Below are 26022 nucleotides of genomic sequence, written 5' to 3'. Positions count from 1 at the left end.
CTCTGCGTTCTCACTCACAGCTTCGGCGCAATCTCTTCGGTCCAGATCCGCTCCCGCTGCTCCTGCGTCATGTGGCAGGCGGCCCAGTGCTGGCTGCCGACCTCGGTCAGCTCGGGGCGGACCGTGCGGGTGACGTTGTCCTTCGGGACGTCGGCGTACGGGCAGCGCGGGTTGAACGCGCAGCCGGACGGAACGTTGATCAGGGAGGGCGGGGACCCCTTGACGGGGATGAGCCGCTCCTGCTGGTCGCGGTCCAGACGCGGCATCGAGCCGAGCAGGCCCCAGGTGTAGGGGTGCCGGGGCTCGTAGAACACCTTCTCGGCCGGCCCGCGCTCGACGCAGCGGCCGCCGTACATCACCAGGAGGTCGTCGGCCAGTTCGGCGACGACGCCCAGGTCGTGGGTGATGATGATGACCGCGGAGCCGAACTCCTTCTGCAGATCGCGGATCAGGTCGAGGATCTGCGCCTGCACGGTGACGTCCAGGGCGGTGGTCGGCTCGTCCGCGATGAGCAGTTCGGGGTTGTTCACCAGCGACATCGCGATCATCGCGCGCTGGCGCATACCGCCGGAGAACTCGTGCGGGTAGTTGTCCACACGCTTGTCCGGCTGCGGGATGCCCACCCGGTCGAGCATTTCGACGGCACGCTTGCGGGCGGTCTTCTTGTCGACGTTGTTGTGGATCCGGTACGCCTCCACGATCTGCTGACCGATCGTGTAGTACGGGTGCAGCGCGGACAGCGGGTCCTGGAAGATCATCGCCATCTCGCGGCCGCGCATCTTCCGCACGTGGTCGGGATCGGCGGACAGCAGCTCGGTGCCGTTCAGCCAGATCTCGCCGGAGATGCGCGCCTTGCGCTTGCCGTACTGGCCGGCGGTGTGCAGGCCCATGATGCCGAGCGAGGTCACCGACTTGCCGGAGCCCGACTCGCCCACGATGCCGAGGGTCTTGCCCTTCTCCAGCTTGAAGCTGAGCCCGTCGACGGACTTCACCAGGCCGTCGTCGGTCGGGAAGTGCACCTTCAGGTCGCGCACTTCCAGGAAGGCGCTCGAAGCGGGCGAGGCGGCGATGGGCTCGCCCACGGCGGCGTCGCTCTTGCTGAGTTCGGTCATGCGAGCCTCACTCGGGGGTCGATCACGGCGTACAGGACGTCCACCACGAGGTTGGCGATGAGCACCGCGAGAGAGGTGATCAGAACGACACCCAGGATGATGGGCAGGTCCTGGGTCTTGATGGCGTTGAGCACCGCCTGGCCGAGGCCGGGCAGGCTGAACGTCGTCTCGGTCAGGATCGCGCCGCCGATGAGGGCGCCGAGGTCCATGCCGAGCATGGTCAGGATGGGCGTCATGGTCGAGCGCATGGCGTGCTTGCCGATGACGGTCTTCTCCTGCAGGCCCTTGGCACGGGCCGTGCGGATGTAGTCCTCACCCAGGATCTCCAGCATGGTGGCGCGGGTGATACGGGCGTACATCGCCGCGTAGAGGAACGCCAGCGTGATCCAGGGCAGGATCATGCCGCCGAGCCAGCCGGTGAAACTGTGGCCGAGGGGTACGAACTCCCCGTCGATCCAGTTCAGGCCGAACGCGAAGATCGCCAGGCTGAGCATGCCGGTGAAGTAGATGGGGAGCGAGACACCACCGAGGGCGACCAGCATCGCGCCCCGGTCCCACAGGCTGCCCCGCTTGAGCGCGGAGAGCACACCCGCCGCGACACCGAAGAGAAGCCACAGCACGGCGGCACCGAGCGCCAGTCCCAGGGTCACCGGGAAGCGGTCGGTCAGCACCGGCCAGACGGCCTGCTCGCTGCGGAAGGAGTAGCCGAAGCACGGCGCGGCGCAGTGGGTGACGTCGCCACCGGCCGCGTAGGTGCGGCCGACGAAGATGCCCTTGAAGAACTCCCAGACCTGGGCGTAGACCGGTTCGGCCAGACCCAGCTTCTGCCGCACCGCCTCGATGGCGGCAGGGTCGGCCTGCTTGCCTATGAAGTTGGTGGCCACGTCGACGCCCGCCCACTTGGGGACGAGGAAGAAGATGCTGAAGACCACCAGGATGATGACCACCAGCATCACGGCGGCGGCGAACAACCGCCTGATGAGGTAAGCGAGCACAGCTTACGGCCCGCCGCGGGACCGCGGACCTCCGGATTTTGTCCGGGGTCCGCGGCCCCGCCGCGCCGGCCTTCACCTGCCTTTCGTGCCGTACGGCGGGTGTGCCGGGTTTACTTCGAGGACTTCAGGCCGAGGTTGACGAAGTCGTACTGGCCGCTGTAGCCGGCCGACGTGTAGACGTTCGCCAGCCGGTCGGAGCGCCAGTTGATGAACCGCTCGAAGACGAAGGGCAGGTAGTAGCCGCCCTCCATCACCTTGTGGTTGATCTGCGTGGCGATCTCGGCCTTCTTGGCGTCGTCGAGCGAGTTGACGTAGTCGTCGAACAGGCCGTCGATCGCCTTGTCCTTGATCAGGGCGTAGTTGTTGTTACCGCTCTGCAGGATGTAGTTGCTGTTCCACAGCGGCAGACCGTAGCCCTGGACGGACGGGAAGTCCGGGCCCCAGCCCATGATGATGATGCCGTAGCCCTTCTTCTTCACGTTCGAGGGGCTGCCGATGATGCCGGCGGTCTGCGAGCCGTCGTACTGGTCGATCTGGACGTCGACGCCGATCTTCTTCAGCGACGCCTGGAGCGACTCGGCCGTGGCCACCTCGACCGGCTTGTTGTTGCGGACGGCGATGGTGGTCTTGAAGCCGTTCGGCTTGCCGCAGGCCTTCAGCTCTTCCTTGGCCTTCTCGACGTTGCCGTTCTTGTTGGCGCCGGCCAGCTCGAACGGGTCGTACTTCTGGCCCTCGGCGCCCGGCACCGACGGGGGCAGCATGTTGGTGCCGATGTCACCGCCGGCGACCGGGCCACCGCGCGCCGTCTGGAGCGACACGTGGTCCGCACCGTAGATCACGGCGTTGCGGCAGTGGATGTTGTCGAACGGCTTCACGCTCTGCGGGAAGACCGCGTAACGGACGTAGCCGGAGACCGGGTTGTCCAGGTTGCCCTTGTACTTCTTGAGGGCGGTCTGGCGGCCCTGCGGCGACATACCGGTCTGGTTCAGGTCCAGGTCGTAGTCACCGGCGATCAGGCGCTGGTCGAGATCGTTGGCGTTCGAGAAGAACTTGATGGTGATCTCGTCCGGGTACGCCTTGCGGAGCGGGTCCGAGGCCTGCTTCCACTCGGTGTTGCGGACCAGCTTCAGGTCCTTGCCCGGGCTGTACGACTCGAACTTGTAGGGGCCCGAGGAGAACGGGTGCAGACCGTACTTGGACTTGGTGTCCATGTCCTGGCGGACCGGGGACGCCGAGATCAGGGACAGCATCTGCTCGAAGTCCGAGTTGGCCTTCGGCAGGCGGAAGACGATGGTCTTGTCGTCCGGCGTCTCGATCGCCTTCAGACCCAGGTGTTCCTTGTCCTTGTCCTTGTAGGGGCCCTGGTACTTGCCGTCCGGGTCCAGGACCTCCTTCAGGTAGGTCGGACCGCCGGACAGCACGTCCTGCGCCCACACGCGCTCGATGCCGTACTTGACGTCCTTGGAGGTGATCGGCTTGCCGTCCTCCCACGTCACACCGTCACGCAGCGTGTACGTGTAGGTCTTGCCGCCGTCGCTGACCTTGGCGAGACCCGTGGCGAGGTCCGGGGTCAGCTCGGCGCCGGCCGCACCGGGCTCCGTCTTGTTCGTGACCAGCTGACGGCTGTAGTAGCGGGCGAAGTTCCACATCATGCCGTAGTAGCCGCGCGTGGTGTCCCACGAGTCGGCGTCCTGGGCCGCGCCGAACTTCAGCGTGCCGCCCTTCTTGGCCAGGGAGGCCTGGGCAACCTTGTTGTTGGCCGCGTCGAAGCCGGCCGCGCCGTTCTTCGAACCGCCGCCACCACCGCCGTTGCTGTCGTTGCCGCCGCCGCACGCCGCCGTGGTCAGCAGCGCGGCGACCACGGCCGCAGCGGCCATGGCCTGCTTGCGCCGCCCTGAGGTGCGTTGGGTAGTCACGTTCTCGGATCCTCCGGATAGATGAGAGACCCCGTGTGGGTGCACGGGTCGCTGGGGGTAGGGCAGTTCAGCGAGAGCCCTTGGGGTCGAGCGCATCGCGCACGCCGTCGCCGAAAAGATTGAAGGCAAGGACGGTGACGAAGATCGCCACACCGGGGACCACCATGTACATGGGGTCCGCTTCGTAGTAGTCGATCGCGTTCGAGAGCATCTGACCCCACGAAGCGGTCGGCGGCTTGACGCCCACGCCGAGGAAGCTGAGCGCGGCCTCGGTGAGGATGTTGGTCGGGATCATCATGGTCGTGTACACGATGATCGGCGCCACGAGGTTGGGCAGCAGCTCCTTGAACAGGATGTAGAAGCGGCCGGCGCCGAGCGAGCGTGCCGCCTCGACGTACTCGCGTTCGCGCAGCGACAGCGTCTGGCCGCGCACCACGCGGCCGATGTAGGGCCAGCCGAAGAAACCGATGACCAGGATCATCACGAAGACGCGCACACCCGTGCCGGTCAGGCCGAGCATCTCGTTCGGCATGACGGAGACCAGCGCGATGATGAACAGCAGCTGCGGGAAGGCGAGCAGGCCGTCCATGACCCGGCTGATGGCCGCGTCCACCCAGCCGCCGAAGAAACCGGCGAGGATGCCGAGGATGGTGCCCAGGATGACGGCGACGACGGCGGACAGGAAGCCCACGAGCAGCGAGATCTGGGCGCCGTAGACGATGCGGGCGAAGATGTCGCGGCCGCTGACCGGTTCGACGCCGAGGAGGTGGTCGCCGCTGATGCCGCCGAGGGAACCCTTGGGGGTGCCGAAGAGCGGGTCGATCAGGTCCTCGTGGTGCAGCTCGGGGTCCTGACCGACCAGGTGCGCGATCAGGGGCGCGAGCAGAGCGACCAGGATGAGGAGGAGCACGACGATGCCGCCCGTCAGGGCGAGCTTGTCCCGCTTGAGGCGCTCCCAGGCGATCCGGCCCAGGGAACGCCCCTGTACGGCCTTGGCAGCGACGTTGGCGGCCGTCGCCTCGTCGGCAGCGCTCGGGGCCGCTTCCGCGGTCGGCTCGTGCAATGGTGCCGTCATCTGGCAGGGACCCCTCTCAACCGGCGGTGGCCGGCCCGCGCTTGCCGCTGTGGCGGCTGTTCAGTCCGTCGTACACAGGGGCGAACGCCCCCTTGGAGCGGGAGTCTTCAACGCCATGGTGATCTGTTGCCAGTCTTGGCGGTGAATGGATGCGCAAACGTGATGCGGGTTAAGGGGTTCCGTTATCCGGACAGTGGGTAACGGGGGTCGGACATGGACCAGTTGGGGCTTCCCACAGCAAAAACGGACCATCCGCATCCATCTACGCGCGCAGAGGGTCGCCGGTGCGAGAGCCCTGCGGGCGGACGGACCGGACGGATCAGTAGCCGCCGCGCACCGGCGGATAGCCGTAGCCGGCCGCCGGGGCCTGGGCGGGGGCCGCGTGGGTCTCCCGGTCGTAGAACGGGCGGGAGTTGGCGCGCAGCCACATCGCGACCGGGTCGTACTCGTCGGACATCGCGACCGTCGACACCGGCAGCCCGTCGGGGACGGCGCCGATGGACTGCTGCATCATCACGCGCACCGAGTCGACGGCCGGCGGCGAGGTGTCGTACACGTCGAGGCCGATGGCGAGATACGGCGCTCCGAGCGCGGGCTGCACCCAGGTGCGGCGCAGCGAGCGCAGGGCCGGGGTACGGTGTGCGTTCTGGGTGAGCAGGGCGTAGAACTGCGAAGCTTCTACGGCGGGTTCGGACAGCCGGAGCGGTCCCGCGGGCTGCCGGTCCAGTCCGGTGGCGATACGGCGCAGGTCCAGCCACGGGATGCCGACGCCGCCGCCCGGGGCGTGCGGGTTCAGCCAGAGGCCGTAATGGTCGGGGTAGAGGGTGCGGGCCACGTCGAGGCCGTCCACGACCTCGTACGAACGGTTCCAGCCGCTCGCCGACAGCTCCTGGGCGGAGGTCACGCAGGGCGCGTAGCCGTGGCCGTCGACCTCCATGTGGCCGTACTGGGCGTCGGGGGAACCCGCCTGGCCGTGCCAGAGCAGCATCCAGACCTGGCCGGAGGAGGGGGTCGCCAGCGCGCGCAGCAGCGCCTCGTAGGCGTCGTAACGCCCGGGCGTCACCTGGCGCAGCGTCTGCTCGACCTGTCCGGCCGTGGTGCCGCTGGCGCTCACTTGTACCGCCCCTCCATACAACCGACGTTTCGACCGAGCCGTGGGTCCGGGTCCTGTCGTCACCTTCCCGTCGTCCGCCCGGCGGGCAGGCGGGAAGGTGACGGCAGGCCTAGCTTAAGCCGCCGTCCGGCGGCCGGGGACTCGCCGTGCGCCGCCGACTGCGGATCGTGTGCGCTTCTCCGGCGTCCCAGGTCGGGCTCAGTGGGCGTGCTGGTAGAACGGGCGGACGTTCTCCCTCATCCAGTCCGCCACGGGATCCTGGGCCACGTCCAGGAGGACCAGGTTGACCGGCCACCTGGCCGGGGTCCTGGTCAGGGCGCGGCCCAGGGCTTCCAGGGGGCCGGCCTGCGGGTCGCCCTCCCACTGGGACAGTTCGACGCCTATGAACATGACCGGTTCGTCCGTCTCGACGGCGGCCAGGCAGCGGCGGGCGGTGCCGACCACGCCGGTCTCGGCGAACTCGGCACTGGCGGCGGCGAGGAAGTCCACCGGGTCGTCCTGCCAGTCCGGTTCGAAGAGGCGGACGCGGCCGCCGCTCGACGGGCCGTCCAGGTGGGTGCGCCCCACCCGGCACAATTCGGCCACGGCGGCCGGCGGCAGCGGGACGCCGACCACGCCGTCCGGGTTGAGCGCGATGCCGGCCTGCGGGGGCAGTCCGCGCGCGAACTCGACGGCGGGCGCGACGGTGTACGCCATGTGCGAGCCCACGACCTGGCGGAACTGCTCCTCGGAGCTGAAGACCGGCACGTACGCCTGGCCGTCGATCTCCAGCGTGGGCAGGTCGAGCGGGCCGCTGCGCGGACCGCCGCCGCTGGGGAGGGGCACCCAGACGAGGCTGCGGCCGAGGACCTCGACGATCCGGCCGCCGGCGGTCGGGACGCCGAGGGAGGCGGACAGCACCTCCTCCAGCTCGTTGCCGGGCCATCCGCCGTGCGGATGGGATTGCGCCTGTGCCGGAAGGTCCGCGGAGAAGTCCGCCGGGAAGTCCATCTGCTACCGCCTGCTGTGAACACTGCTGTGGCCGAAAGGCTATCGGGTGCACGCCCGAACCTCACGGAAAATCCCATGACCAGACCCCACGGCGCCCCACGCGAGCACCCCCGGCGGCCGACCGCGTCACCGGCTCGCGGGCCGGCGAGTCCCGGCGCCGGCCGCCGGGCCTGGGGAGGGCCGGGCATTCGCGCGAGGCCGGCAGGAGCGCGCCCCGTGGGCGGCCTCCAGCACCGCCCCGGGCTCCCCGTGCGAGCCGCCGTGACGGGCCGCGAGCGGTTCTCAGGGGGCGAAATCGATCCGGTGCAGGCGGGTCGCCGCCTCGCGGTCGAGGAGGACCGCCGAGCCGCAGCCCCTGGGCAGGGTGCTCCGCTCCACCGCGCGGAGCAGGGCGGCGGTGGCGCGGCGGTGGCGGTGGAAGGCGTAGCGGGAGACACCGCGGCCCCGTGCGCGCTGGCCGGTCAGGGCGGCGCCCGGGGTGACGTCCAGCAGGACGAGGTGCAGGGTGCCGCCGCGGCGGCGGGCGGTGCGGGCCAGCCAGGCGCGGACCCAGGGCTGCGTGCCGCAGTCGTGGACCACGAGCGCCGCTCCGGAGCGCAGCGCGCGGCGCAGCCCCGCGAAGTGGGCGAGGCGGACCAGGGGGCGGTACAGGGCGTAGGGGAGGTGCGCCGCCAGGCGCGCGTCCCAGCGGTCGCGGGTGTCCTGGGAGTCGATGCGGACGCCGTGCACCGCGCGCCGCATCAGCGTGGACTTGCCGCTGCCGGGCAGGCCGGTCACCACGACCAGGTCGCGCGGGCCGAAACGCAGCACGCGCGGGCCGCCGCCGGACCGGTCCCGCAGGTCGCGTACCAAGAGGGCGGGGGCCTGGGCCGTCGCGTACAACGGGGTCCTGTGCGCCGTCATCATTCCTCCCCACGGATCGTAAAGAGAAGGTAATGTGCGGCGCCCGGCGTTTCCGTGCACGTCCTGCCACAGGACGGTCACAGATGCCGCCCTGCCGCGAAACGGGCCGGGCGTGCAATGATGTGCGCGCAACTGCATATCGGCCGCTTGAATCCGCGCGGGAGAGTCCCCAGCCGTCTCGCTGGGGCGCCGAAGGAGCAAGTACCTCCCTTGAATCTCTCAGGCCCCGTTACCGCGCGGGCGAGGCACATCTGAAAAGCGGGCCGCTGGCGCAGTGGCTCCACCCAAGGTGCAAGCCGTGCACCGTCCGTCCGACGGCGGTCATGGCGAACCTCTCAGGTTCCGATGACAGATGGGGAGGACATGATCCGTCCTCGCCTGTCATGCCTTGGAGACCGTCCGATGAGCAGTACCGAACCCGATCGACCCCGCCGCACCGCGCTCGACGCGCTGCACCGCTCGCTCGGCGCGACGATGACCGACTTCGCCGGCTGGGACATGCCCCTGCGCTACGGCTCCGAGCGCGACGAGCACATCGCCGTACGGACCAGGGCCGGCCTCTTCGACCTGTCCCACATGGGCGAGATCACCGTCACCGGCCCGCAGGCCGTCACGCTGCTGAACCACGCCCTGGTCGGCAACATCGCCACGGTCGGCCTCGGCCGCGCCCGCTACACCATGATCTGCCAGGCCGACGGCGGCATCCTGGACGACCTGATCGTCTACCGGCTGGGCGAGACCGAGTACCTGGTCGTCGCCAACGCCTCCAACGCCCAGGTCGTGCTCGACGCGCTGACCGAGCGGGCGGCGGGCTTCGACGCCGAGGTGCGCGACGACCGGGACAGCTACGCGCTGCTCGCCGTGCAGGGCCCCGAGTCCGCCGGCATCCTGAAGTCCCTCACCGACGCCGACCTGGAGGGCCTGAAGTACTACGCCGGGCTCCCCGGCACGGTCGCCGGCGTCCCCGCGCTGATCGCGCGTACCGGCTACACCGGCGAGGACGGCTTCGAGCTGTTCGTGGCCCCGGGCGACGCGGAGAAGCTGTGGCAGGCGCTGACCGAGGCCGGCGCGGACGCCGGGCTGGTCCCGTGCGGCCTGTCCTGCCGGGACACGCTGCGCCTGGAGGCGGGCATGCCGCTGTACGGGCACGAGCTGTCGACCTCGCTGACCCCGTTCGACGCGGGCCTCGGCCGGGTGGTCAAGTTCGAGAAGGAGGGCGACTTCGTGGGCCGTGAGGCCCTGCTGGCCGCCGCCGAGCGCGCCGCCGCGGAGCCGCCCCGGGTGCTCGTCGGCCTGGTCGCCGAGGGCCGCCGGGTCCCGCGCGCCGGGTACGCCGTCGTCGCGGGCGGCGAGGTGATCGGCGAGGTCACCTCCGGCGCCCCCTCCCCCACCCTGGGCAAGCCGATCGCCATGGCGTACGTCGACGCCGCGCACGCCGCTCCGGGCACGGCCGGTGTCGGTGTGGACATCCGGGGCAACCACGAGCCGTACGAGGTCGTGGCGCTGCCCTTCTACAAGCGGCAGAAGTGACACGGTCGTAGTCGCCACGGAGTCGACGTGAGACACGTCACCCCTGGTCACGCACGCCTTTCGCACTCCCCATTCATCACCATTGACCCGCGTACAGGAGAATTCTGGCCATGAACAACCCTCAGCATCTGCGCTACAGCAAGGAGCACGAGTGGCTGTCGCCCGTCGAGGACGGCGTGGCGACGGTCGGCATCACGGAGTTCGCGGCCAACGCGCTCGGCGATGTCGTCTACGCCCAGCTCCCGGAGGTCGGCGACACGGTGGCCGCGGGCGAGACCTGCGGCGAGCTGGAGTCGACCAAGTCGGTGTCCGACCTGTACTCCCCCGTCAGCGGTGAGGTCACCGAGTTCAACGAGGACGTGGTGAACGACCCGTCGCTGGTGAACTCCGCGCCCTTCGAGGGCGGCTGGCTGTTCAAGGTGCGCCTGGCCGAGGAGCCCGCCGACCTGCTCTCCGCCGACGAGTACGCCGCCGAGACGGCCGGCTGAGAATCGGACGCACGCACATGACTGTTCTCAACACACCCCTGCACGAGCTCGACCCGGACGTCGCCGCCGCGGTCGACGCCGAGCTGCACCGCCAGCAGTCCACGCTGGAGATGATCGCCTCCGAGAACTTCGCCCCGGTGGCGGTCATGGAGGCGCAGGGCTCGGTCCTCACCAACAAGTACGCCGAGGGCTACCCCGGCCGCCGCTACTACGGCGGCTGCGAGCACGTCGACGTGGTCGAGCAGATCGCCATCGACCGCATCAAGGAGCTGTTCGGCGCCGAGCACGCCAACGTGCAGCCGCACTCCGGCGCCCAGGCGAACGCGGCCGCGATGTTCGCGCTGCTCAAGCCCGGTGACACGATCATGGGTCTGAACCTCGCCCACGGCGGGCACCTGACCCACGGCATGAAGATCAACTTCTCCGGCAAGCTCTACGACGTCGTCGCCTACCACGTGGGCGAGGACGGCCTGGTCGACATGGCCGAGGTGGAGCGGCTGGCGAAGGAGTCCAAGCCGAAGCTGATCGTGGCCGGCTGGTCCGCGTACCCGCGGCAGCTGGACTTCGCCGCGTTCCGCCGGATCGCGGACGAGGTCGGCGCGTACCTCATGGTCGACATGGCGCACTTCGCCGGCCTGGTGGCCGCGGGCCTGCACCCGAACCCGGTGCCGCACGCCCACGTGGTCACCACCACCACCCACAAGACGCTGGGCGGCCCCCGCGGCGGCGTGATCCTGTCCACGGCCGAGCTGGCGAAGAAGATCAACTCCGCGGTGTTCCCCGGCCAGCAGGGCGGTCCGCTGGAGCACGTGATCGCCGCCAAGGCGGTGTCCTTCAAGGTCGCCGCGAGCGAGGAGTTCAAGGAGCGCCAGCGCCGTACCCTGGAGGGCGCCCGCATCCTGGCCGAGCGCCTGGTCCGGGACGACGTCCGGGCGGTCGGCGTGGACGTGCTGTCCGGCGGCACGGACGTGCACCTGGTCCTGGTCGACCTGCGTGACTCCGAGCTGGACGGTCAGCAGGCCGAGGACCGCCTCCACGAGATCGGGATCACCGTCAACCGCAACGCGATCCCGAACGACCCGCGCCCGCCGATGGTCACCTCGGGCCTCAGGATCGGCACGCCGGCCCTGGCCACCCGCGGTTTCACGACCGAGGACTTCACCGAGGTCGCGGACGTGATCGCCGAGGCGCTGAAGCCGTCCTACGACGCGGACGCCCTCAAGGCCCGGGTGCGCACCCTGGCCGACAAGCACCCGCTGTACCCGGGTCTGAACAAGTAAGTCCCGTTCCGAGGAGTGCCGCGTGCGGGCCGGAGAACCCGGCCCGTGCGCGGCGCCCCGCCCCTGGCACCCCCAGCACCACCCCGTCTTGAGGAGTCACCGTGGCCATCTCGGTCTTCGACCTGTTCTCGATCGGCATAGGCCCGTCGAGCTCCCACACGGTCGGCCCGATGCGGGCGGCCCGCATGTTCGCCCGCCGGCTGCGCAACGAGGACCTGCTGGAGCGGGCCGCCTCGGTCCGCGCCGAGCTGTACGGCTCCCTCGGCGCGACGGGCCACGGCCACGGCACGCCGAAGGCGGTGCTGCTCGGCCTGGAGGGCGCCTCCCCGCGCACGGTGGACGTGGAGACGGCCGACGACCGGGTCGAGACGATCAGGACCTCCGGCCGGCTGAGCCTGCTCGGCGAGCACGAGATCGCGTTCTCCTACGACGACGACATGGTCCTGCACCGCCGCAAGGCGCTCCCCTACCACGCCAACGGCATGACCCTGTGGGCGTACGACGCCTCCGGCGCCGAGCTGCTGGCCAAGACGTACTACTCGGTGGGCGGCGGCTTCGTCGTGGACGAGGAGGCGGTGGGGGCCGACCGCATCAAGCTGGACGACACGGTGCTGAAGTACCCCTTCCGCTCGGGCGACGAGCTGCTGCGCCTGACGAAGGAGACGGGCCTGTCGATCTCCTCCCTGATGCTGGAGAACGAGCGGGCCTGGCGCACCGAGGAGGAGATCCGCGAGGGCCTGCTGGAGATCTGGCGGGTGATGCAGGCGTGCGTGCGGCGCGGCCTGTCCCGCGAGGGCATCCTGCCGGGCGGTCTGAAGGTGCGCCGCCGCGCGGCCGTCACCGCCCGCCAGCTGCGCGCCGAGGGCGACGCGACGGCCCGCGCGATGGAGTGGATCACCCTCTACGCGATGGCGGTGAACGAGGAGAACGCGGCCGGCGGCCGGGTGGTCACCGCCCCGACCAACGGCGCGGCCGGCATCATCCCGGCGGTCCTGCACTACTACATCAACTTCATCCCCGGCGCGGACGAGGACGGCGTGGTCCGCTTCCTGCTCGCCGCCGGCGCGATCGGCATGCTCTTCAAGGAGAACGCCTCCATCTCCGGCGCCGAGGTCGGCTGCCAGGGCGAGGTCGGCTCCGCCTGCTCGATGGCGGCGGGAGCCCTCGCCGAGGTCCTGGGCGGCACGCCCGAGCAGGTCGAGAACGCCGCCGAGATCGGCATGGAGCACAACCTGGGCCTCACCTGCGACCCCGTGGGCGGCCTGGTCCAGATCCCCTGCATCGAACGCAACGGCATGGCCGCGGTCAAGGCCGTCACCGCCGCCCGTATGGCCATGCGCGGCGACGGCTCCCACAAGGTCTCCCTCGACAAGGTCATCAAGACCATGAAGGAGACCGGCGCGGACATGTCGGTGAAGTACAAGGAGACGGCCCGGGGCGGGCTCGCGGTGAACATCATCGAGTGCTGACGAGGTCAGGCCCGTGCCGCCGCACGGGCCGCTACCTCCTGACGCTCAGCCAGACGATCAGCGCGACGACCGCGAGCGCCACGAGCGAGGCGGCGACGATCTTGCCGGTGCTGTACGGGCGCTCGCCGACCACCTCGCCGGTGCGGGCGTTCACCGTGACCTGCCAGGTCCGCCCGGCGTGGAGGTAGGTGAGGAACCACACCGGGAGCAGCATCAGCTTGAAGGTGACGTCGGAGTAGCGGGTGTCGACCGAGTCGACCCGCTGCTCGTCGCCCCCGATGTCGCTGCGGCAGTCGCCCTCGATGACCTCGGCCATCCGCTGCTTGGCCGTCTCCAGGCCGGCCTCGGGCTCGATGTCGTAGCGCACCGTCTGGAAGCCCGCCAGGTACTCCTCCTGGTAGGGCCTGGCCTCCTCCAGCGGCCAGGGCGTGAGCTTGTCCAGCTGCTTGGCGGTGACGTGGCCGGTGCCCGGCACCAGGACGTCGTCGAAGTCCCGGGACACCATTCCGGAGGCCGGGTACCAGCGCGTGTGCCGCACCTGCTCGGTCACCGTGCGGGTCTCGCCGTTCTCGGTGACGGTGCGCGTCACGGTCTCGTAGTAGTACTCACCGCGCCGGCCCCGGTAGCTGGAGTCGGTGGCCGCGTCGTACGTCCAGTGCGGCAGGTAGCTGCCCTTGAAGGACTCCGCCTCGGTGACCTTCTTCAGGTCCTTGGGGGCGAACCAGCGGGAGGACGTCCACGTGCGCAGCGCGTCCCGGGCCGCGTCCCGGTCAAGGCCGAAGGGGACGACGGCCTCGGGGACGACCCGCTCGGTGGCGTTGGCGTCGGCCACCAGGGGCGTGGCGCAGAACTGGCACCGCACGGAGAGCGTGTCGCTCTCGGTGCGGGCCCCGCAGCCCGGGCAGACGAAGGTGTTGACGGAGCCGGGCCCGGCCTGCGGTTTGGCGGGGAGGGCCGCCAGTTCCTGGATCGGATGCTCCCGCACCGCCCGCGGGACGGGCACGATGGCCTGCTGGTGCCCGCAGTAGGGGCAGCGCAGCGCGTCGGTCCCCGGGGCGTACTCCGCGGTGGCGCCGCAGGCCTCGCACGGGTACGAGCGGGCGGAGGCGGCGGTGGCCTGGTCCTCGGTCATGGTGGTCGTCCCCGCCCGCTCAGGCCTGGGGCGGCAGCGGCGGCGGGACGCTGCCGAAGAGGCGTTCGACCTCCGGGACCTGTTCGGCGGGGAGCCAGCCGGACATGCCGTTCTGCCAGACCAGGGTGGTCCGGGAGAGGGTGCCGGCACTGATCAGGCCGGTCAGCGCGGCACTGTCGTACGGGCCCTGCTGGGCGCCGCCGACGCCGATGAACCACTGCTGCTGGGGCAGCGGCGGCGGGGTGGCCGGGGTGGCGGCGGGCGCGGGGGCTGCCGCGGCGGCGGGGGGCTGCTGCGGGGTGAGGCCCTCCGCCATGCGCCGGCCCAGGGCCATGCCGACGCCCAGTCCGACGCCCTCGCCCGCCGCGCCGGGGTTGCGCGCGGCGTCGCCGATCGCGTCGGCCGCCTGGAGCTGGGTGTACTGGTCGAGGTTGCCCACGATCCCCATCCGGGAGCGGGCGTCGACGGCGGCCTCGACCTCGGGCGGCAGCGAGATGTTCTCGATGATGAACTTGGGGACGGCGATGCCGACCGGGGCCAGCTCCTCGGTGAGGGCGCCCGCCAGCTTGGCGCCGAGCCCGTCCTGCCGGCTGGCCAGGTCCAGCATCGGCACTCCGGCCGTGGCCAGGGCGGTGGCCAGCCGGCCGACGATCAACTGCCGCAGGTACTCCTGCACCTCCTCGGTGCGGAACTGCGGGTCGGTGCCGGCCAGTTCGCGCAGCAGCGCGGCGGCGTCCACGACACGGGCGGCGAAGGCGCCGAAGGCCCGCAGCCGGACCATGCCGAACTCGGGGTCGCGGACGATGACGGGGTTCTGGGTGCCCCACTTGAGGTCGGTGAACTGGCGGGTGGTGACGAAGTAGACCTCGGCCTTGAAGGGCGAGTGGAAGCCGTACTTCCAGCCCTTCAGGGTGGACAGCACCGGCAGGTTCTGCGTCTCCAGGGTGTAGGTGCCGGGCGTGAAGACGTCGGCGATCTGCCCCTCGTTGACGAAGACCGCCGTCTGCGACTCGCGGACGACGAGCTTGGCGCCCATCTTGATCTCGTTCTCGTAGCGCGGGAAGCGCCAGACGATGGTGTCGCGGCTGTCGTCGGTCCACTCGACGATGTCGATGAACTCACCACGTATACGGTCCATCAGCCCCATGGCCCGTCCCCCGTTTCCTCTGCGTACGGCTCACTCCGCGATCGCACGATAGCAATCGCCGCCGGTCCGGGGATCCGGCCCTCGCACGAACCTGTTCCCCCGGGGGCTACCGCACGGTAACCGTCGTTCCCTACGCTTCCGCTCAACTCAACTACGACCAAGGGGAGTTGGCCATGCGTGGGACGAGAAGACCGGCGGCCTTACTGGGTGCCGTCGCGCTGCTGACGGCGGTTCCCGGCAACGCCCGTGCGGCGGAGCCGACGTTCTCGGGGACGACGGCGATCGGTACGCACAACGCGTACGAGAAGACCAAGTACACCTACTTCGCGCAGGCGCTGGACTCCGGCGCCTCGCTGCTCGAAATCGACGTCTACACCGACCCGTTGACGCGGCGCTGGCGGGTCAGCCACAGCAATCCGCTGGGCAACGACAACAACTGCGAGGCCGCGAAGACCCCCGGCGAGCTGTACGGCAAGAGCCGCAACCAGGACCTCGGAAGCTGCCTGGACAACATCGCCGCCTGGCACCAGCTGCACCCCGACCACCGGCCGATCGTCTTCAAGATGGAGATGAAGAACGGCTTCAACAACACCATCGGCCTCGGGCCCGCCGCGTTCGACACCCTGGTGCGGCAGAAGCTCGGCGACATGGTCTACAAGCCGTCCGACCTGCTGGGCGGGAAACACCCCTCGCTGGACGCGGCCGCGAAGGCCGACGCCTGGCCGTCCCGGGACGCCCTGACCGGCAAGGTCCTCTTCGAGCTGATCCCCGGCACGGTGGAGCAGGCCAACCCCTTCGACCACTACTGGACCGACCAGGAGTACGGCGACCACCTGCGCGACCTGTACGCGGCCGGGAACATCGCCTCCGCCCAGGCCTTCCCCGCCGTGCTCGGCGCCGCCGCCGGCGATCCGCGCGCGAGCCGTTACGACGCCTCGATCCGCCCCTGGTTCGTGTTCTTCGACGGCGACGCGGCGACCTACGTCGGCCAGGGCTACGACACGTCCTTCTACGCCCGGAACCACTACATCCTGATCACGACGGACGCGGCCGGCGTGGCCCCGGCGATCTCCTCGACCGCCCCGACGGACGCCGAGGTGGCCGCCCGCCTCTCCCTCCTGGCCGGGCACCACGCCAGCGTGATCACCTCGGACTGGTCGGCCAAGCCGGCCGCCGTACTGGGTTCGGTGGTCCCCCGGAGCTGATGTTCGAACGCCCTGAAGGGATCGCCCGTACCCGTTGTGGGGCAGAACTCAACCGATGACTCCTCCCCCCACGGCACCTTCAGGGAGTGTGCATGCTGCAGGGCATCGACGTGAGCGCCTACCAGTCCTCCACCTACGGCACGAGCGGCCTCTCCTTCGTCTTCATCAAGGCGACGGAGGGCCGTTCGTACGTCAACTCCAAGCTCAACGCCCAGACCAAGCACGGCCGCGACGCCGGTCTCGTGGTCGGCTTCTACCACTTCCTGTGGCCGGGCAACATCACCGCGCAGGCGGAGTACTTCGTCTCGAACGCACCCGAGAAGGCCGGCGACGTCCTCGCCGTCGACTGGGAGACGACGGGCGAGGGCACGCACGCGAGCAACGCGGAGAAGGACGCGTTCATCCGCAAGGTCAAGGCCCTGCGCCCGCACAACCGGGTCGTGCTCTACACGAACAGGGACTTCTGGCTGAACATCGACACCACCTCCTACGCGGGCGACGGCCTGTGGATCGCCGACTACGTCGCCGCGGGGCAGCCCCGGATCAAGGCCAAGTGGATCTTCCACCAGTACACCGACGACCCGGTGGACAAGGACGTGGCGAACTTCTCCGGCAAGGCGGCGCTCAGCGAGTGGGCGCAGGGCGCTTGACCGGCCCGAGGCGATGGGCCGCCGATCGAGTGGCCTGCATCACTTGGCGATTTTCAGCGTGATCACACAACCGTTGACGGATCTTGCGGGTCTGCTGGGTGAGTCGTCCCGCCCTGTCGGTGCGGCGTTTCCACTCCTCTCGCTCCTCACGAAGGACATCGCTGATCCGTTATGGGTAGACCTCGCTATATCTGGGGTACGGCTGCCGTGGTCACGGCAGGCATCGTCGGAGGGCTTTTACTGACCACAGGCTCCGACCAGTCGGGCAACGGCCCCGATGCTGACGGCAAGCCGGGTCCGGTGAGGAGCCAGGCCCTCACCGCCGAGCTGCCGACGACCGAGCACGGCACCAAGGCCGCTCTGAAGCAGGAGCGGACCGAGCCGTTCAGCATGCTCGGCATCACCTGGAGCGACCCCTCGGCCCGGGTCGAGGGCACGATTGAGGCCCGCACCCGTGCCGTGGGATCCGGTCAGTGGTCGGACTGGCTGCGGCTGGACGGTGGTGGCGGTCAGGGCGAGGCGGCCGCCCGGCGCGGCGGTACGGAACCGGCCTGGGTGGGGCCCTCCGACGGGGTGGAGGTGCGGGTCACCGCGGGCGGGCGTACGTCCGATCGTCTGCCTGCCGGGTTGCGTCTGGACATGGTCGATCCCGGCAAGGGCGCCACCGGCGCCGCGAGCGGCACCGGAGCGATGGAACCGGCGGCCTTCCAGGTCGACGCGCCCGACGATCCGTCCGAGTCGCCCGACCCCACGGAGGATCAACCGGCCGACTCCCCGCCGGCCGAGACTCCGGCCGGCGACGATCCCACCACCGATCCGGCCGAGTCCGAGACCCCGGCCGAGTCCGTCCCGCCGAGCCAGGCGCCGAGTTCTTCCGCACCGGCCTCCCAGCCCCCGTCCACCACCCCCAGCCCCAGTGCCACCACGCCCGCGGGTCCCCCGTCCACCGCGCCCAGGCCGACCATCGTGTCGCGGGCCGGGTGGGGCGCCGACGAGTCGATCAGTCCCGAGGCGCCCGACTACCTGCCCGGTGGCAAGATCAAGGCGGTGGTGGTCCACCACACCGCCGAGAGCAACAACTACACCTGCGCCGACGCCCCCGCGGTCGTGCGCGGCATCTACGCGTACCACGTCAAGCAGTTGGGCTGGAAAGACCTCGGCTACAACTTCCTCGTCGACAAGTGCGGCACGGTCTACGAGGGCCGCAAGGGCGGGGTGGACCGGCCGGTGATGGGCGCCCACGCCTACGGCTTCAACTCCGAGACCACCGGCATCTCCGTCCTGGGCACCTACACCGACGTCGCGCCGAGCGACGCCGCGCTGACCTCGGTCGCCCGGATAGCCGCCTGGAAGCTCGGGCAGTACGGCGTGGACCCGGCCGGCACGGCCACCCTCACCGCCGGTGACAGCGGCCGCAGCTATGCCGGCAAGACCTGGGCCAAGGGCGCGAAGCTGAGCCTGCCGGCCATCCACGGGCACCGTGACGGCTTCAACACCCAGTGCCCCGGCAACGCGTACTACGCCAAACTGCCCACCGTCCGCGCCTGGGCGGCCGGTCCCGTCACCGGCCTGACGATCAAGTCCGTCACCGGAGCGGGCCTGTCCGGCACGACGTACTACACCAAGGCCGCGATCACCGTGAACTGGGCGGCCACCACACCGTCCGCGCTGGTCGGCAAGTACGAACTCCTCGTCGACGGACAGCCGGTGGCCACGGCCGCGGGAACCGCCACCTCGGCCAAGGCCACGCTGACGCTCGGCAGCCACCAGGTGCAGGTCCGCGCCACCCACCAGTCCGGCAGGACGACCACCTCCACGGCGGCCACGGTCGTCGCGGAGACCACCGCACCCACCTTCCCCACCAAGCCGGCCCTGGCACTGCGCCCGGGAACGGTGAGCAGCACCGCGGTCCCGGTCACCCTGAGCTGGAAGGCGGCCGACAACGCCGCACTCAAGGAGGTCAGGCTCACCGCCCCGGCCGCCGCCACGTACGGGCCGACCGCGACCAGCGCCGGCCTCACCGCCAAGCCGGGTGCGGCGACCACCTGGTCCCTGACCGCGTACGACCAGGCGGGCAACACCGGCACGGCCACCGTGTCCGGCACCCCCGTCATCGTCCAGGAGACGGCCGCGACGAAGACCGGCACCTGGACGAGCAAGTCCTCGACCAGCTACCTGGACGGCAAGTCCTTCACCAGCTCGACCAAGAACGCCTCCCTGACCTGGACCTTCACCGGCCGCTCCGTGGCCTGGCTGGTCTCCCGGGCCGCCACCTCCGGACAGGCGGACATCTACGTCGACGGCACCAAGGCCGCCACGGTCGACCTGAAGTCGGCGACGACCAAGTACCGCGACGCGATCTGGACCAAGACCTGGCCCACCAGCGCGAAGCACACCATCAAGATCGTCGTCGTCGGCACCGCGGGCCGCCCCGCCGTCACCACGGACGGCATCGTCCACCTCAAGTAGCACCACCCCGTCGGGCCCGGCGCCGCCCCACACCGTCGCCGGGCCCGTACGGCCTCCGCGGTCAGCCGTTCACGCGGGCGCGGAGAGCGGCGATCACCCAGGCGAACTCCGTCTCGTGCGTCGGAGCGGACGTGCCCTTCAGGGTCGCCAGCAGCTCGCGGTAGCGGGCGAGCCGGGTGTTGTGGGACGCCTCCAGGCGTGCGAGGACGGCCGCGTGGTCGGCGTTGCCGAGGAGGTCGTCCAGTACCTCGTCGGCCTCGGGTGCCTCCGGGGCCAGGCCGCGTTCCAGGGCCTGGCCGGCCAGCTGGACGAGCCGCTTGACGAACCACATGGACGCCCCGGCGGGCGTCTCGTGGCCGCGGTCGGAGGCGTTGAACTCGGCCGCGCTGCGCATCCGGGCCCGGAACTCCGGGTCCCGCACCAGCTCCGCCAGCTCCACCCAGGCGTCGACCTGTTCGGGTGTCGGGTCCTCGGGCAGGTCCATCGCGGTGCGCCGCATACGTTCCCGGATCTCGGGATCGGCGGTGTCGAGGCCGTGGAACATCTCCTCCACGAACTCCTCCATGATCCGTCTGCGTTCGGCCGCCGACAGTCGGGCCAGTTTGTTCATCAGGGTCATCTCCTCCGCACTCGAGCCGCGCCGGGCCACGGTCGACAGCACCGCCCGGGTCACCTTCAGGGAGCGGATCTGCGCGTCCAGCGCGGCCACGTGGGCGGCCGCGACCTCCGCGACCGTCCGCTCCCCCGCGAGCACCCTGCGCACGTCGGCCAGGCCGAGGCCCAGCTCGCGCAGGGTGCGGATCAGCTCCAGGCGGGCGACGGAGGCCGCGTCGTAGAGGCGGTAGCCGCCCGTGGAGCGGGCCACCGGGGGCAGGGCGCCCTCGTCCGACCAGTAGCGGATGGTGCGTACGGTCAGTCCGGTGATCCGGGCCAGCTCGCCGATGGTGAGAAGGCCGGTGCCGTCTTCGGTCATGTCGGCGAGTGTGGACCCTCCAGCGGCTGGAGACTCAAGGCGAGTGGTGGGCGGTGGCGGGGATCAGTGCCACTGCCGGCAGTACGGGTGCGGCGGCACGGGCCGCGGTCCGTGCCGGGGCCGCGCTCGTGGGGGCGGTCGCGGCCGTGGTGGCGAGGACGGCGGAGAGGGACAGCAGGACGGCGGCGGGTCCGCCGCCGCGGACGAGTGGTGATCATGTGCAGCACGATCCCGGTCCCGCGGCGGCGGACGGCCGATCGCCACCCGGTCGTGGCGTGTCCAGGCCAGGTCCGACCGGTGCCAACCCGCCCTGAATCAGCGGAAGATGCCCGTGTGACCCAGGGAGTAGCGGCCCGGCTGGGGGTACACAGCGAGGCCGTGCGGACCGCTGCCGACCTTGATGCGGGCGAGCTGGGCGCCGGTTCGGGTGTCGATGGCGTACACCTCGGAGTTGTAACGGCCCGACAGCCACAGCACCTTGCCGTCGGTGGAGACGCCGCCCATGTCGGGGCTGCCGCCCTGCGGGAGGCGCCACTTCTTGGTCAACTTGCCCTGGGCGAAGCCGAAGACGGAGATGGTGCCCTCGCCGCGGTTGGAGATGTACATCTCGCGGGAGTCGCGGCTGACGTACAGGCCGTGGGCGCCCCTGCCGGTGGGCAGGAAGCCCGGCTTGCCGAAGGTGTCGCCGTTCAGGATCCACAGCCCGTTGGCCACCATGTCGGCGACGTAGAACTTCTTGCCGTCGGGCGACATCTTCACGTCCTGCGGCATGGCGCCGGGGAAGTCCAGCTTCTGCTGTCCGACGACCTCCATCTTCGCGGTGTCGACCTTGAGCAGTTCGGCGCTGAACTCGCAGGAGACGATGAAGTAGCGGCCGTCCAGGGAGAAGTCGGCGTGGTTGACGCCGGCGCAGGTGACCGGGACGGCCTTGACCGTCTTCATGGTGTGCGCGTCGCGGAAGACGAGCTGGTGGTCCTTGGAGGCCATGACGACGGCGTACTTCCCGTCGGGCGTGAAGTAGAGGTTGTACGGGTCGTGCACGTCGACCGGCCTGCCCGCCTTGCCGGTTCTCGGGTCGATGGGGGTCAGGGAGTTGCCGAGGTCGTTGTTGACCCACAGCGTCTTCAGGTCCCAGGACGGCACGACGTGCTGGGGCTGGCGGCCCACCGGGATGGTCTCGATGACCTTGTACGTCTCGGGGTCGATGACGGTGACGGTGTTGGAGTTGGTGTTGGGGACGTAGACGCGGGACGGGAAGTCCTTGACCACCGGGGAGAGTTTGCCCGGACGGTCGGCGGAATAGACGTCGGTCGGGTCGAGGACCGGCGGCATGCCGGGCAGCACGTCGGCGACCTGCTGCTGCGCGGGCCGGGCGGGCTCCTTGCTGCCGAGGGATTCGTCGGCGTGGTTCTTCGAGCCCCCGCCGGTGCAGGCGGACAGCGCGGTGAGCGCGAGGCAGGCGGCGCCGGCGGTCAGGGCCCGGGCGATGGAAGTGGGTGGCATCAGCTCAGCAGCTCCGTGGTGGTGACCGCGTGGAGGCCGCGGCGGTCGAGTTCTGTGAGTACGTCGGGGAGGGCGGTGACCGTGTCCGGGTATCCGAAGTGCAGGCTCACCACGGATCCGTTGCGGACCTCCGCCAGGACCTTGCGGGTGACGGCGGGGGCGCCGGGCCGGGTGTAGTCGAGCGAGTCGACGTCGTAGGACAGCACGTGCGGGTACCCGGCTGCCCGGGCCAGCCGCTGGACCAGCGAGGACGCGGTCGGGGCGCGCGAGGGGCGGAACCAGGTGCCGATCGAGCCGGTGAGCCGCTTCAGCCGGTCCGCGCAGCCGGTGATCTCCGCGCGGGCGTCGGCCTCCGCCATGGCGTTGACGGCCACATGGTGCTGGGTGTGGTTGCCGAGGTCGTGGCCGCCGTCGAGGATCCGGCGCGCCAGCTGCGGATACTGGTCGAGCCAGGTGCCGACGGCGAGCACGGTGAGGCGGGCGCCGTGTTTCTCGGCCTCGGTGAGCAGGCTGCGGGCGACGTCGGGGTCGCCCTGGCCGTGGAAGGTGAGGGCGATGCGGGGCCGGTCGCGCGGGCCGTGGGTGATCTGCGCGGGCTGCCGGGGAAAGGGGCGCGGCGCGGGCGCGGCCTGCGGGGTGCCGGCGGGCGGGGACTCGGCGGCGGAGGCCGGGGATGCGGTGGCGGACGGGGCGGCGCCGGTGGAGGAACAGCCGGCGGCGAGCGCGCCCCCGGCGACGAGCCCGGCACCGGCGCGCAGCACGCCGCGGCGATCGGTCGTGGTCACCCGCACCATTTAAGAGGGGAACGGTAAGAAAACGGGCGATTCACACGTATTGATACGAGATGAGCGTCAGTCAGCCATGACGGTTCGGGCGGTCAGCGGTCGGCCACGCGCATCTCGAACCATGTCGTCTTGCCGCGCGGCAGCAGGTCGACCCCCCAGCGGTCGGACAGCTTGTCGACGAGGAACAGGCCGCGCCCGCTGATGTCCAGCTCCTGCACGGGCATCAGGCAGGGCAGCCCTCGGGAGGGGTCGCGGACCTCGACGCGGAGCCAGCCGCGGCGGCGGCGCATCCGCAGGCCGAAGACGCGGGCGCCGGTGTGCCGCACGGCGTTCCCGACGAGTTCGGAGACGAGCAGAACGGTGTCCTCGGCCAGTTTCGGGGACAGTCCCCACTGACGCAGGACGACGACCTGGGCGAGCCTGCGGGCGGTCGCGGCGGATTCGGGGCGGGACGGGAGCGGAACCTCGGACTCCGTCGGATTGCCGTACAACTCCAGCGCCTTGAGCGCCCGTTCGTCCTCGACCGCGGGCGACCAGCGCGCCGCGGTCGCACGTGACCGTCCCCGCGGCTGTTCGATGCCTTCCAGCCCCGCCATGCCCTCATCATGGCCGTCCGCGGCATCCCGCGGGGGCGTTCCGGCGGAATACGCCCCTCGGGGGGTCTCGGCCCTCGGGATTCGAACGGCATATGCCGGTGGCACGTCGGGCCCGTCGGCGGCCCCGTTGACCTGGGCGGACGGATCGGTTGGAGGCAATCGACCGGCTCCCTCGACAAGGCAGGCTCAAGGCTGGCTCAAGGCTGCCACAAACCGCCCGCCGAGGGGCGCGAATCATACGTCACGTCAATTGCAAGCCCACGGGCGAGGGTTCACAGGAACTTCGCCTTGCCGGGACCCTCCTCGACGAAGCTGCGCATGCCGCGCTCGCGGTCCTCCGTGGCGAACAGGCCGGCGAACCAGTTGCGCTCGATGGCGAGCCCGGTCTCGAGGTCCGTCTCCAGGCCGGCGTCGATCGACTCCTTGGCGGCGCGCAGCGCGATCGCGGGTCCCTGCGCGAGCCGGGCGGCCCAGGCCTGCGCGGCCTCGTACACCTCGGCGGCCGGGACCACGCGGTCCACCAGGCCGAGCGCGAGGGCCTCGTCGGCCTTGACCTGACGGCCCGTGAAGATGAGGTCCTTGGCCCGGGAGGGGCCGATCAGCCGGGACAGCCGCTGGGTGCCGCCCGCGCCGGGAATGAGGCCGAGCAGGATCTCCGGCTGGCCGAACTTGGCGTTGTCGGCGGCGATGCGGTAGTCCGCGCAGAGCGCGAGCTCGCAGCCGCCGCCCAGCGCGTAGCCCGTGACCGCGGCGACCACCGGCTTGGGGATGCGGGCCACGGCGGTGAAGGAGTCCTGCAGGGCGCGGGCCCGCACGACCATCGCCGCGTGGTCCATCACCTGCATCTCCTTGATGTCCGCACCGGCCGCGAACACCTTCTCGCCGCCGTAGATCACCACGGCGCGCACGTCCTCGCGGCGGGTGGCCTCCTCGGCGAGCTCTTTGATCCGGTCCTGCGTCGCGACGTCGAGCGCGTTCATGGGCGGGCGGTCGAGGCGCAGCGTGCCGACGCCCTCGGCGACTTCCAGAGATACGGTCATGAGTGCAGGTTAACCGGCGCTAACGGAAACCCGCCCGGTGCGGTCGATCACACCGGGCGGAGCCGTCTGCGGAGCCGTCGGGGAAGGGTCAGGCCTTCCAGTCCTCCCAGGACATGTTCCAGCCGTTCATCCCGTTGTCCGGGGCGACGGTCCGGTCCTGGGAGTTCTTCACGACGACCACGTCGCCGACCATCGAGCGGTTGAAGAACCAGGCGGCCGGCACCCCGCTGTCGTAGCCGCCCCGCACGTCGCGCAGGCCGACGCAGCCGTGGCTGGCGTTGTAGTTGCCGAAGGCGCCGCCGCCCCAGTAGTTGCCGTGGATGAAGGTGCCGGAGGTGGTCAGGCGCATGGCGTGCGGGACGTCCTTGATGTCGTACTCGCCGCCGAAGCCGACCGTCTCGCCGTTCATACGGGTCACCGTGAGCTTCTCGGTGATGACCATCTGGCCGTTCCAGGTGGCGGTGCCCGGCGCTCCCGCGGTGATGGGGAGGGTCTTGACGACCTTGCCCTCCCGCATGACCTTCATCGTGTGCTTCTTGGCGTCGACCACGGAGACCTGGTTGCGGCCGATGGTGAAGGAGACGGTCTTGGTCTGCTTGCCGTAGACGCCGGGGCGGCCCTCGACGCCGTCGAAGTTGAGCTTGACGGTGACCTTGGTGCCGGCCTTCCAGTACTGCTCGGGCCGGAAGTCGAGGCGGTCGTTGCCGAACCAGTGGCCGGCGACCTCGACGGCCGGCTCGGTCTTGATCTCGATCGCCTTCTCGACGGCCTTCGGGGCCGTGATGCCCCGGGTGAAGCGGAGGGAGAACGGCATTCCGACGCCGACGGTGGAGCCGTCCTCGGGAGTGAAGTAGCCGACGAAGGTGTTCTGCGGCGTCAGCGTGGTGAAGCTGGAGTCCTCGGCCGCCTCACGGCCCTCGGAGTCCTTGGCGAGGGCGTGCACCGTGTACTTGGTCGAGGCGGCCAGGTGAATGTCCGGGGTCCACGCGGAGCCGTCGGCGGATATCCGCCCGGCTACCTCGGTGCCCTTGGTGTCCTTGACGACGACCTGGGTCAGCTTGCCCTTGGCCGCACCGACCTTGAGGGCGCCGCTCGTGTCGACGGACTTGGCGCCGTTCCCGGGCGCGATGGTCACGACCGCCTGCGACTGCTCGCTGCGGGCCGTCTCGGACCCCTTGCCCTTCCCCTCACCGGACGCCGGCCCCTGGGCGCCCCCTCCACCGCACGCGGTGACGGCGAGAAGCAGCACGCCGGAGGCCAGCGCCAGCAGCCCCTTGCTTCCCCGTCGTCCTCGCGCATCCACCGACGCCCCCGATATCGGCCGCACGTTCACTTGTATTCCCCTCCCCGGGCCGGCCCGACCCGTACCCCAGCGCGCCGTACGCGCCCTGGCGCATATTAACCACAAGGTCAGAGGCGAGTTGTCAGGCAATTGTCACTGTTCCGTCCCAAGTTCAACAGCTCCCGTCCACGCCGCTCGCGCCTCGGCGCCGGACCCGCTTGGTCACTTGACCGTGCTGCCCGTCATTCATTCCCCCCTCGACGTCCTTAAGGCGCGGTTCGACGGTGACTTGGGGCCCGGATCCAGAACTGGCGCGGACGGCAGTCGAGTCGGGTCTCACCGAACCGGTGGCGCCCACGTCGGTACGG

At 70.4% G+C, this 26022-nt stretch carries 22 protein-coding genes, 1 pseudogene and 2 riboswitches; of the genes and pseudogenes, 7 read left to right on the top strand and 16 right to left on the bottom strand.

All coding sequences use genetic code 11. The features are described 5' to 3' along the window. Window positions 1-14 precede the first annotated feature (14 nt). From ACWC91_RS13575 to ACWC91_RS13545, 7 genes are all read right to left on the bottom strand, one after another. A complete protein-coding gene (locus ACWC91_RS13575; RefSeq protein WP_281155200.1) occupies window positions 15-1112 on the bottom strand; it encodes an ABC transporter ATP-binding protein in 1098 nt (365 codons plus the stop codon). Next, entirely contained in the window at window positions 1109-2107 is a 999-nt protein-coding gene (locus ACWC91_RS13570) for an ABC transporter permease (RefSeq protein WP_141358154.1), read from the bottom strand. The genes ACWC91_RS13575 and ACWC91_RS13570 overlap by 4 nt, the downstream gene beginning before the upstream one ends. A 110-nt stretch (window positions 2108-2217) precedes the next feature. After that, window positions 2218-4023: an ABC transporter substrate-binding protein gene (locus ACWC91_RS13565; RefSeq protein ID WP_225079562.1), complete on the bottom strand. Its 1806-nt coding sequence runs from the start codon at window positions 4021-4023 to the stop codon at window positions 2218-2220. A 67-nt stretch (window positions 4024-4090) separates the two neighbouring features. Next, on the bottom strand, window positions 4091-5098 hold the full coding sequence (locus tag ACWC91_RS13560; RefSeq protein WP_281155199.1) for an ABC transporter permease: 1008 nt from the start codon (window positions 5096-5098) through the stop codon (window positions 4091-4093). 319 nt (window positions 5099-5417) lie between these two features. Further along, complete coding sequence (locus ACWC91_RS13555; RefSeq protein ID WP_225079560.1) at window positions 5418-6212, bottom strand: enhanced serine sensitivity protein SseB C-terminal domain-containing protein; 795 nt, start codon at window positions 6210-6212, stop codon at window positions 5418-5420. 198 nt (window positions 6213-6410) lie between these two features. Next, on the bottom strand, window positions 6411-7202 hold the full coding sequence (locus ACWC91_RS13550) for an enhanced serine sensitivity protein SseB (RefSeq protein WP_225079559.1): 792 nt from the start codon (window positions 7200-7202) through the stop codon (window positions 6411-6413). A 282-nt stretch (window positions 7203-7484) separates the two neighbouring features. Further along, complete coding sequence (locus tag ACWC91_RS13545) at window positions 7485-8105, bottom strand: AAA family ATPase (RefSeq protein ID WP_450641327.1); 621 nt, start codon at window positions 8103-8105, stop codon at window positions 7485-7487. 148 nt (window positions 8106-8253) lie between these two features. Next, window positions 8254-8350, top strand: a riboswitch (glycine riboswitch). Beyond that, window positions 8351-8467, top strand: a riboswitch (glycine riboswitch). Between the two features lie 40 nt (window positions 8468-8507). Between ACWC91_RS13545 and gcvT the strand changes: the two genes are divergently transcribed. From gcvT to ACWC91_RS13525, 4 genes are all read left to right on the top strand, one after another. After that, window positions 8508-9635 carry a glycine cleavage system aminomethyltransferase GcvT gene (gene gcvT / locus ACWC91_RS13540; protein WP_225079557.1) on the top strand — a complete coding sequence of 376 codons (1128 nt, stop codon included), beginning with the start codon at window positions 8508-8510 and terminating at the stop codon, window positions 9633-9635. Window positions 9636-9745: 110 nt separating this feature from the next. Continuing rightward, window positions 9746-10123 (top strand): glycine cleavage system protein GcvH, encoded by a 378-nt coding sequence (gene gcvH, locus ACWC91_RS13535; protein ID WP_225079556.1) that lies wholly within the window; start codon window positions 9746-9748, stop codon window positions 10121-10123. Between the two features lie 17 nt (window positions 10124-10140). Continuing rightward, window positions 10141-11403, top strand: a complete 1263-nt coding sequence (gene glyA / locus ACWC91_RS13530) for a serine hydroxymethyltransferase (protein ID WP_225079555.1) — start codon at window positions 10141-10143, stop codon at window positions 11401-11403. A 101-nt stretch (window positions 11404-11504) separates the two neighbouring features. Further along, window positions 11505-12872: an L-serine ammonia-lyase gene (locus ACWC91_RS13525; protein ID WP_450641330.1), complete on the top strand. Its 1368-nt coding sequence runs from the start codon at window positions 11505-11507 to the stop codon at window positions 12870-12872. Between the two features lie 31 nt (window positions 12873-12903). Here the strand turns inward: ACWC91_RS13525 and ACWC91_RS13520 are convergent, their stop codons facing one another. Together ACWC91_RS13520 and ACWC91_RS13515 are read right to left on the bottom strand one after the other, a co-directional pair. Continuing rightward, the gene (locus tag ACWC91_RS13520; RefSeq protein ID WP_450641331.1) at window positions 12904-14004 is read right to left on the bottom strand and encodes a hypothetical protein; all 1101 of its coding nucleotides are present in this window, start codon (window positions 14002-14004) and stop codon (window positions 12904-12906) included. Window positions 14005-14023: 19 nt separating this feature from the next. Further along, window positions 14024-15142, bottom strand: coding sequence for an SPFH domain-containing protein (locus tag ACWC91_RS13515; protein WP_450641333.1), 1119 nt, complete (start codon window positions 15140-15142; stop codon window positions 14024-14026). A 182-nt stretch (window positions 15143-15324) separates the two neighbouring features. Between ACWC91_RS13515 and ACWC91_RS13510 the strand changes: the two genes are divergently transcribed. The 3 genes from ACWC91_RS13510 to ACWC91_RS13500 all read left to right on the top strand — a co-directional run bounded on the left by ACWC91_RS13510 (window position 15325) and on the right by ACWC91_RS13500 (window position 19475). After that, entirely contained in the window at window positions 15325-16356 is a 1032-nt protein-coding gene (locus tag ACWC91_RS13510) for a phosphatidylinositol-specific phospholipase C domain-containing protein (RefSeq protein ID WP_376502461.1), read from the top strand. A 92-nt stretch (window positions 16357-16448) separates the two neighbouring features. Then, window positions 16449-17006, top strand: a complete 558-nt coding sequence (locus ACWC91_RS13505) for a glycoside hydrolase family 25 protein (protein WP_450641336.1) — start codon at window positions 16449-16451, stop codon at window positions 17004-17006. 171 nt (window positions 17007-17177) lie between these two features. Further along, the gene (locus ACWC91_RS13500) at window positions 17178-19475 is read left to right on the top strand and encodes an N-acetylmuramoyl-L-alanine amidase (protein ID WP_450641337.1); all 2298 of its coding nucleotides are present in this window, start codon (window positions 17178-17180) and stop codon (window positions 19473-19475) included. Window positions 19476-19536: 61 nt separating this feature from the next. Here the strand turns inward: ACWC91_RS13500 and ACWC91_RS13495 are convergent, their stop codons facing one another. The 7 genes and pseudogenes from ACWC91_RS13495 to ACWC91_RS13465 all read right to left on the bottom strand — a co-directional run bounded on the left by ACWC91_RS13495 (window position 19537) and on the right by ACWC91_RS13465 (window position 25705). Further along, window positions 19537-20448: a helix-turn-helix domain-containing protein gene (locus ACWC91_RS13495; protein ID WP_225079548.1), complete on the bottom strand. Its 912-nt coding sequence runs from the start codon at window positions 20446-20448 to the stop codon at window positions 19537-19539. A gap of 76 nt (window positions 20449-20524) precedes the next feature. Beyond that, a pseudogene (locus ACWC91_RS13490) lies at window positions 20525-20666 on the bottom strand (ADP-ribosyltransferase); the annotation flags it as partial. Between the two features lie 97 nt (window positions 20667-20763). Next, a complete protein-coding gene (locus tag ACWC91_RS13485) occupies window positions 20764-21951 on the bottom strand; it encodes a YVTN family beta-propeller repeat protein (protein WP_450641338.1) in 1188 nt (395 codons plus the stop codon). Continuing rightward, window positions 21951-22745, bottom strand: a complete 795-nt coding sequence (locus ACWC91_RS13480) for a polysaccharide deacetylase family protein (protein WP_225079546.1) — start codon at window positions 22743-22745, stop codon at window positions 21951-21953. The genes ACWC91_RS13485 and ACWC91_RS13480 overlap by 1 nt, the downstream gene beginning before the upstream one ends. Window positions 22746-22828: 83 nt before the next feature. Next, window positions 22829-23332: an ATP-binding protein gene (locus ACWC91_RS13475; protein ID WP_450641339.1), complete on the bottom strand. Its 504-nt coding sequence runs from the start codon at window positions 23330-23332 to the stop codon at window positions 22829-22831. A gap of 272 nt (window positions 23333-23604) precedes the next feature. Then, complete coding sequence (locus ACWC91_RS13470; RefSeq protein WP_281155191.1) at window positions 23605-24372, bottom strand: enoyl-CoA hydratase/isomerase family protein; 768 nt, start codon at window positions 24370-24372, stop codon at window positions 23605-23607. A gap of 88 nt (window positions 24373-24460) precedes the next feature. Beyond that, complete coding sequence (locus tag ACWC91_RS13465) at window positions 24461-25705, bottom strand: L,D-transpeptidase (RefSeq protein ID WP_225079544.1); 1245 nt, start codon at window positions 25703-25705, stop codon at window positions 24461-24463. Between the last annotated feature and the right edge of the window lie 317 nt (window positions 25706-26022).

It is taken from the genome of Streptomyces sp. NPDC001204, assembly GCF_053598035.1.
This window is presented reverse-complemented; position numbering and strand designations above follow the sequence as displayed.